The organism is Lyngbya sp. CCY1209, assembly GCF_035615495.1.
In the GTDB taxonomy this organism is placed as follows: domain Bacteria; phylum Cyanobacteriota; class Cyanobacteriia; order Cyanobacteriales; family Microcoleaceae; genus Limnospira.
The window spans coordinates 1-8,079 of record NZ_JAJENU010000132.1; the positions used below are offsets into that span (position 1 = coordinate 1).

Annotated in this window: 8 protein-coding genes; 2 read left to right on the top strand and 6 right to left on the bottom strand. The window is 47.2% G+C overall.

The genetic code is table 11. The features are described 5' to 3' along the window. Positions 1-80: 80 nt before the first annotated feature. The 5 genes from LKE08_RS01060 to LKE08_RS01080 all read right to left on the bottom strand — a co-directional run bounded on the left by LKE08_RS01060 (position 81) and on the right by LKE08_RS01080 (position 6,401). A complete protein-coding gene (locus tag LKE08_RS01060; RefSeq protein ID WP_324702338.1) occupies positions 81-641 on the bottom strand; it encodes a Uma2 family endonuclease in 561 nt (186 codons plus the stop codon). Positions 642-898: 257 nt separating this feature from the next. After that, complete coding sequence (uvrB, locus tag LKE08_RS01065; RefSeq protein ID WP_324702339.1) at positions 899-2,896, bottom strand: excinuclease ABC subunit UvrB; 1,998 nt, start codon at positions 2,894-2,896, stop codon at positions 899-901. 27 nt (positions 2,897-2,923) lie between these two features. Continuing rightward, positions 2,924-3,565, bottom strand: coding sequence for a Uma2 family endonuclease (locus tag LKE08_RS01070; protein WP_324702340.1), 642 nt, complete (start codon positions 3,563-3,565; stop codon positions 2,924-2,926). 614 nt (positions 3,566-4,179) lie between these two features. Then, complete coding sequence (locus tag LKE08_RS01075; RefSeq protein ID WP_324702341.1) at positions 4,180-4,425, bottom strand: hypothetical protein; 246 nt, start codon at positions 4,423-4,425, stop codon at positions 4,180-4,182. A 113-nt stretch (positions 4,426-4,538) separates the two neighbouring features. Beyond that, on the bottom strand, positions 4,539-6,401 hold the full coding sequence (locus tag LKE08_RS01080) for an acyl carrier protein (protein ID WP_324702342.1): 1,863 nt from the start codon (positions 6,399-6,401) through the stop codon (positions 4,539-4,541). 21 nt (positions 6,402-6,422) lie between these two features. Here LKE08_RS01080 and LKE08_RS01085 point away from each other — a divergent pair, with 21 nt between their 5' ends. Beyond that, positions 6,423-6,545: a hypothetical protein gene (locus tag LKE08_RS01085; RefSeq protein ID WP_324702343.1), complete on the top strand. Its 123-nt coding sequence runs from the start codon at positions 6,423-6,425 to the stop codon at positions 6,543-6,545. On the opposite strand, the gene LKE08_RS01090 is transcribed toward LKE08_RS01085, so the two are convergent. Further along, complete coding sequence (locus LKE08_RS01090; RefSeq protein WP_324702344.1) at positions 6,516-6,878, bottom strand: hypothetical protein; 363 nt, start codon at positions 6,876-6,878, stop codon at positions 6,516-6,518. The two genes, LKE08_RS01085 and LKE08_RS01090, sit on opposite strands and share 30 nt — an antisense overlap. Before the next feature lie 701 nt (positions 6,879-7,579). Between LKE08_RS01090 and LKE08_RS01095 the strand changes: the two genes are divergently transcribed. Further along, a complete protein-coding gene (locus LKE08_RS01095) occupies positions 7,580-7,897 on the top strand; it encodes a hypothetical protein (protein WP_324702345.1) in 318 nt (105 codons plus the stop codon). The last annotated feature ends 182 nt before the right edge of the window (positions 7,898-8,079 follow it).

The window sequence follows — 8,079 nt, forward strand, 5'->3', positions numbered from 1 at the left end:
CAACTTTATACGGTAGCCCGGGAATAATTGTGGGGGGTGAAGAATTGTGGGGGCAACCGTCTCTGGTTGCCCGCGAGGTTTCACTTTTCGGGGATTCCAGCCTGTTGAAAGAGTCGTCGGGGAGTAATTTTTAATTCGGGGAAAATGGAGTCGGATAAAGTGCGATCGCCTTTGTAGGTTTGGGGGGGCGAGTCGGGAAAAAATACCGTGATAATCTGCGATCGCGTATCGACAACCCACACCCGCAACACTCCCGCAGCGAGGTAATCCGTCGCCTTTTCTGATAATTCTCCGAAGGTTTGACCGGGGGAAATAATTTCGATCGCCAAATCGGGAGGAACCGGACAGGGGATATCTTCGATGTCGGAACTCGGGAGGCGATCGTTGGAGATATAAAGTAGGTCGGGAATCGGAGCCCAATCTCGTCCATCCCGTTTGAGGGCGACCGCCCATTCTGTCGCGACCACACCCCGTTTTTGACCCCAAGAATAAAGCAGTAAAAGTAGCTGAGTCTGTAGGGAAGCGTGAAAAAATTTGGGTGACATTTTTTGGACAGCCTCTCCATTGATAAACTCGTGGCGATCGCCGTACTGCGGATCTTCTAAAAATTCAGTTAATGTCAGTTGAGATTGGGGAGTCATCTTCTCAATTCCTGTAACAATTAATCGGCGGATTTTTAAGTTTTGTTAAATTTTTCGCCCCGCCGATGAATTGGGTTGACAAGATGGGCGGCTGCGGGGTAAGATATTGACATCATCCTTCATAATGGGAGTATTTGAAAAAATAATATTTTTAGCACCACTTCCATTATCTCATAGTCTATCAGAAAATTTTTCAAAAAGCAAGCCTTTCCCGAAAAAAAATCGCCGCCGCCGAGTCCAAAAAATAAAAAAATCAATTAACGGCCCACCAATTTATCTCGCAATAACCGGATGCGATCGCGCAGTTTTGCCGCCTCTTCAAATTCCAACTGCTTCGCCGCCTCCTTCATCTGGTTTTCCAACTGTTCGATCAGGCCCGGAATCTGTTCCAGGGGCAACTCGTCCGCCTGTTCGTAAGCCTCCTCAATTTCCCGGGCATTCAGCCGCCGAGAGACATCCAAAAACGCCAAAATCGCATTGCGAGATTTTTTGACAATGGGTTGGGGGGTAATCCCGTGTTTTTCGTTATATTCGAGTTGAATTGTCCGCCGCCGGTTCGTCTCGTCGATCGCCCGGATCATGCTGTCGGTCATGTTGTCCGCGTACAAAATTGCCCGCCCGCGAACGTGCCGCGCCGCCCGTCCGATGGTCTGGATAAGCGATCGCGTCGCCCGCAGAAAACCCTCCTTATCCGCATCCAAAATCGCCACCAGAGACACCTGGGGCAAATCCAACCCCTCCCGCAACAAATTCACCCCGATTAAAACGTCGAATTCCCCCTGTTGCAGGGCTTGAATAATTTCGATCCGTTCGATGGGTTGAATCTCCGAGTGCAGGTAACGGACTCGAATTCCCCGATCTTGAAAATACTCCGTCAGATCCTCCGCCATCCGCTTGGTTAACGTCGTCACCAATACCCGTTCATCTCGCGCTGCCCGTTCCTGAATTTCAGCAATTAAATCATCAACCTGACCCTCCGTCGGACGCACGAACAATTCCGGATCGACGACCCCCGTGGGGCGGATAATTTGTTCGACAACCCGACCCTGAGACTGTTCGATTTCCCAGTCTCCCGGCGTCGCGGAAACGAAAATACACTGTCCGACTTTTTGCCAAAATTCATCGGCTTTTAAAGGCCGGTTGTCCGCCGCACTGGGAAGGCGGAACCCGTGGTCGATCAGCACCTTTTTTCTGGCTTGGTCGCCGTTGTACATTCCCCGAATTTGGGGGACGGTGACGTGGGATTCATCGACCACCAATAACCAATCGTCCGGGAAATAATCGACCAGACATTCCGGGGGGGAACCGGGGAGGCGTCCGGCGAGGTGGCGGGAGTAGTTTTCCACCCCGTTGCAGTAGCCCACTTCCCGCAACATTTCCAAGTCGTAGCGGGTTCGCTGGTCGAGGCGTTGGGCCTCCAAAAGTTTGCCGGCTTTTTCCAATTCTTCTAATCGCTGTTTGAGTTCGTCCGCGATCGCGTCGCAGGCTTCTTCGAGGCGATCTTCGGGGGTGACGAAGTGTCGGGCGGGGTAAATATTCAACCCCTCCAAACTCTGCAAAACGTTGCCCGTCACGGGGTCGATGTAGCGGATGGCGTCGATTTCATCGCCGAAAAATTCCACCCGGATGATCCGGTCTTCGTAGGCGGGACCTATTTCCAAAACGTCCCCCCGAACTCGAAACCGTCCGCGAGTCAATTCGGTGTCGTTGCGGCGGTATTGTATGGATGCGAGATCCCGCAATAATTGCCGCTGGTCGAGGTCTTCCCCCACCCGCAGGGGGATGGCGGCGTTGAGGTATTCGGTGGGGATTCCGAGGCCGTAAATGCAACTGATGGAGGCGACGACGATCGCATCCCGGCGTTCAAAGAGCGATCGCGTGGCGGAGTGCCGCAGCATATCGATTTCGTCGTTGATGGCGGCACTTTTTTCGATGTAAGTGTCGGTGACGGGGATGTAGGCTTCCGGCTGATAATAGTCGTAATAACTGATGAAATATTCGACGGCATTGTTGGGGAAAAAATCCCGCAATTCGTTGCAAAGTTGGGCGGCGAGGGTTTTGTTGTGGGCGAGGACGAGGGTGGGGCGGCCCAATTGGGCGATCGCGGCGGCGATGGTGAAGGTTTTCCCGGTGCCCGTCGCCCCCAGCAGGGTGGTGAAGGGGTGTCCGGATTCGATGCTGTTGACCAATTGGGCGATCGCCTTGGGTTGGTCGCCGGTGGGTTGGAAGGGGGCTCGGAGGTCGAATTGCACCATATTTCGGAAACCGACTTTTTGACGTTTTTATAGTATATCGTCTGAGCGCCGAAGTTGACTTCCGAAGCGGGGCAGAACGTCATCGAGGCGAAGTTGCAGGTTCTCGAATCGGGGAGAGGCGATCGGTTCGCCGAGGCGGAATTGTCGTTGGGTATAATCTTCGCCGACCAGTTGGCAGACGGTGACGGTGGGTTGTTTGGGTTTGCCGATAAATGCGACGCCGCCCAAGCCGCGATAGTCAACAATCCAATATTCGGGAATGCCAAATAGGGCGTATTCTTCGACTTTTCGGGCGTAGTCGGTTTCCCAGTTGGTGCTGACGACTTCTACCGCCAATTTGATGGTTCTCCCGAGGGTTATCACGGGTTCTGTTTGCCACAGGGGTTCGTTGGCGATCGCGGTTTCATCTAGTACGATAACGTCGGGACGGCGGGCTGTTATTGCATCGGCGAAAGGGCGGATCAAACAAGTGCGGGGAATGAACCAGGGCAGCTTCGCTGCGGCGATGGCAATGCCGATTTGAGTCGCCAGTTTACCGCTGACGGTTTCGCGATCGCCTGTGGGTTCCATATCGATCAATTCTCCGTCCGCGAGTTCGTAACGGGGGTTGTTAGCATATTGACTGACGAAGGCTTCAAAACTGAGCAGTTTTTGGAGGGAATAAGCCATGCAAAACCTCGATTTTTTTTAAGAAATGTTTAAGCGCCGGGTTCGGGGGTTGACATGGGTGGGATTGGGAGATAAAATTAAGCTATCATCTTTCACAATTGGAATATTTGTGAAAATAATATCAAATCCGGTTGAATGCTCGGAACTGACCGGGGTGGGATATGCAAGACCGCTTTGGAATCAATTCCAAAGCTAATAGCTCAAATCATCTAAAGATGATTGGGGAAGTTATGCGGTCAAATAAGCGGATCTGATATAAAAAATTTTTCACCACTTCCATTATCAAAAAAGTATATCACAAATTTTTGAACAAAGATAGGGCAATCGGAAATATAGCAACTGACTCAGTGTGAGGACGCGATCGCCGATCCCGAGTCCACTTGAGTGGACTTTTGCTATTAGCCTTGAAATTCATTTCAAGGCGGGTCTAAAATTGGAAGATATTCTCGCCCCCAAACCCCCAATTCTGGGGGCTTTGAATGGGTGAGGATGATTTGATCCATTTGCGATCGCGCGATTGAGTCAAGATATGGCAATCGGAAAGAATTTGAAAATCTTCTCGCCCCCAAACCCCCAATTCTGGGGGCTTTGAATGGGTGAGATTTGGGACAGATTCACTGCTGTTCAAAACTCGTATCGAAAAAAACCGGAAACTCGCCGGATGTATCCCCAAGCATCAGGGTGGGTATCGAACGAATCCCGTCAATAGAAGCGTGATAACTCGTGTTTTCTGCGATATCTGTTTTTAACGCGGTTGTCGAACCTCCGAAAGCCTCGAAGGTTTCTAGGACTCGGACGGCTGAAAGTCCGCCGCCACCGATAAAAATATAAGGGACTGATTCCATGATGATTTTACCCATTTGCGATCGCACGATTGAGTCAGGTTTAACACGGCGATCGCGCCATTGGCAAGTCCCTCATTTGTGCGACACCATCGCCGTAGTTGAAGCATGACCAGAACCCAGGACAGATTCTATTCTGTTTCTGTAGTTTCATAGATTTTCTGATAAATATAATCGAGCAATTCTCCAACTCTGCCTACAGGAACCCGATCACGGAAACAATTAGAGCTACTGTAGGATGGGGGCCACTTTTCAACAGATCCCAAAATTTCCTCTGGTATTTCCATATCAAATTCCTCTTCCACAGCCATAGCCAGATTAAATACATCTAATTCATCTACATGCAAGTCGTTTCCGATATGACTGTCTAATCTGACATATTCTTCGTCTATTTCTGCTTCTTGAGCAATGACTTTTCGGAGTCGCACAAAAATTTTAGCTTTGCTTTTATCGCCATCAAATAGCTCTAGCCAAGGATAAATTTCATCGAGTTCACAAATCTCTTTATAAATGGAGTTGAGCAACTCTCCAACGGTACAAGAATCGTTGAATTGAATATAATGATAACTAAAACCATCAGACTTATTATCAACATTCCAAGGTCGCTTATGCCATAAAAATTTCTCTCGTGTTTTTTCTGGTATTTGGATATAAAATTCATTTTCTAGCGCCACGAAAATTTTTTTGATTTGTGATTCACTGTCATCGACTTGAAAATCCCGATATATATGACTTTGCAAATTCACTTCATCTTCATCAACTCTCAATTGACCGGCAATAATTTTTTTTATTTTTTCCAAAATTTTGGCTTTTCTTTTATTTACATTCAATGTGTTTGCCAAATTATAAATTGCATCATTTTCGCAAATTTTATCATAAACATAATCAAGCAATTCTCTGATATAACATGATATAGGATTATAATTATCCAGAGTCTGACAAACAGGTGATAGCAACCACTTTTTCACGGAATCAAGCTTTTTACCTGGCATATCAATATCAAATTGACATTGTAAATTTTTGGCGAGTATTCTGGTATCAATTTCATCGATATTGAGAACGTCAGATATATGAGTATCTAAATCAATATCCGTTGCATTTGAATCGAATGATTCAGCAATAATTGATTTAATTTTAAAAAATGTATTTGCTTTTCTGGCATCTCCATTGCAACCTTTCAAAACGCGACGATATTTATTTTTTTCTTCGATTTTTTTGTTCAAAATACCGAGCAAATTTTTGACCGTACAAGCATCATTAAATTTGACAAAATGAAAGCCATCCTCATCGGGGCAATTAGCAGGACTTTCCCGTACCTCATTCCACAAAAATTTTTCTTTTTCTATATCTTTTATGTCCACATCAAATTCCTCTTCCACAGCCATAATTAGTTCAAAAACATCCAAGGAGTCTGCATCAAGATCTCGATAGATATCACTATCCAAAGTGATGGCTTCTTCGTCGATTTCCAATTGTTCTGAAACTATCTTTTGTATTTTGATAAAAATTTCGACTTTATTTTGATTGCCATCAAATTTCTCTAGCAACTCGGCGACACGCTTGGCTGCTTCTGCCGCCCTTCGTTCTTCTTCTGCCCGCAATTGGGCGGCACGTTGGGCTTCTTCTGCCGCCCTTCGTTCCGCTTCTGCCCGCAATTGGGCGGCACGTTGGGCTTCTTCTGCCGCTTTTCGTTCTTCTTCTGCCCGCAACTTAGCGGCACGTTGGGCTTCTTCTGCCGCCTCTTGTTCGGCTTGAAGCTTAAGTTGAAGCCTCATATTTTCAATGCGAGAAATCACGATATCTTTGACTCTCGTTAAATCGGCTTTAAAACCGCTCTGTTGATAGATTTGGGTTGCCACCTTCCAGACTACTTCATCGACGTTAGATTCTATATATTTGAGATTATCTTCGGAAGGAGGAGCGATTTGATCCAGGTAACGATTTGTCGCCAGATCCAGTATCTTTGATTGATATTCGCTTGCGGATTCATTCATGATGGGATAGGCACTCCAAAAATGATGGCAACGGACAGCATTTTAAATGGGGGAGCGATCGCCCTTATTGATAAAATTCAGATGAGGAGCGATCGCACGTCGGCGACAGTCAATTTAGGCGATCGCCTCAAAAATAACCGATAACAGACGCTTCTGAATTGCCGGAGTTCTCAACACTTTTTTGTCCGCAGAAAACGGCTGCAACCCCAGCAACACGACATCATATTTGGTTCCGATATCGAACCCACTCGCCTCGAAAACGGGTTCGTATTCCGCCGGAACCGGGATATTTTCAATCCAATATTCCCCGTGGATGGTTTGACTGTCAAAAAATGCGATGCCGAGATTGCCTTCCTTGTAGCGAAAAAACTTGATTTTTCGGACTTGGCGTTCTTTTTTTCCGACCAAATCTGAAACCAGATCGGTTACATCTGAAGTCAGAGAGGCAGTTTTTAGAATTGCATTCAGATCGAACATGAGCCGAACCCTCGATATGTGATAAGGTAGTTGGTACGGGTGGGACATCCTTCCTGTCTGTACCACCAATATAGCAAAGGATTTAAGAGGGGTTTGTAAAAAAAATTAAACAAGTATTTAAAATTTGATAATATTTATTGAGAAAAGTTGCCGGAATCGGTCGGATGAGAGAATTGGCGGGGTGTCCTGTTGTCTGCGGGCGATCGCACCCCCGTCCCGATACCGCGATCGCGCCCGTGGCTCGGGTCGGGGGGACGGGCTTCCAGGGATTTTAGTTACTTATCGTTGCAAAAAGTTATTTTTTGTTACGCCCCGTTTACTTTGTGTCCGATGTATTTTATAATCCGTTTACCTTTGACCGATTTTTAGTCAGATCGCACCGTCAGCCGTGAGGCGCGGGGAAGAGGGGAACATAAAAAGCTAGAATAATAAAAGGGACGAGGCTGATAGGGCGAGTTGTCTCGCATCGATGGGCGAGTCCCGTTTGATAAGTAAGGTATTTAAGTATGGCTGCCAGCTCTTCTAGTTCAAATAGGAGGACCACAAGTAGACGAACCCGTAGCACTACAAAAAAGGATGCGGAGAATCAGTCTAAAGAGGAATTGACTCAAGCTGAAACGACTGAAACAGAATCTGTTGAAGCCGTAACCGAAACGGCTGAAAATGAAAAAGAATCAGATACCAAACAGGAGAAATTAGACGTGGCTACCAAACCCACCCAAGAAGGCAACTCGGCACCCACCCAAATTCAGGTGTCCCAGCCCAACATGATGGTTCACAATCGCCCCGTGGAACAAACGAAGTTGCAAGTGGCGGGAATGCTGACGGCAAACCGCCCCATCGCCAAGGCGAATAATACCGTATCGGTGACATTAATTCAACCCGAAGAAGGGACGGGAGTAATGTCGAACCGTCCGATCGGAATGACTCAATTGCAGATTTCTTCGATGGTGATGAATCGTCCCATCGCCTCCAACGATATCGACGATCCGGATCTGTTGATGGGATATTTGGATTAATCGAATTTCGGTTCATTTCCAGAGGTAAATTTAGCCCACCTGATGCCGTTAGGTGGGCATTCTATCGCCCTCCAATTTTAGAGTTTTGTAGCCCGGGCATCTTGCCTGTATCTACGACAAGCTAGAAGCTTGTGCTACACAACTGTATCTACGACAAGCTAGAAGCTTGTGCTACACAACTG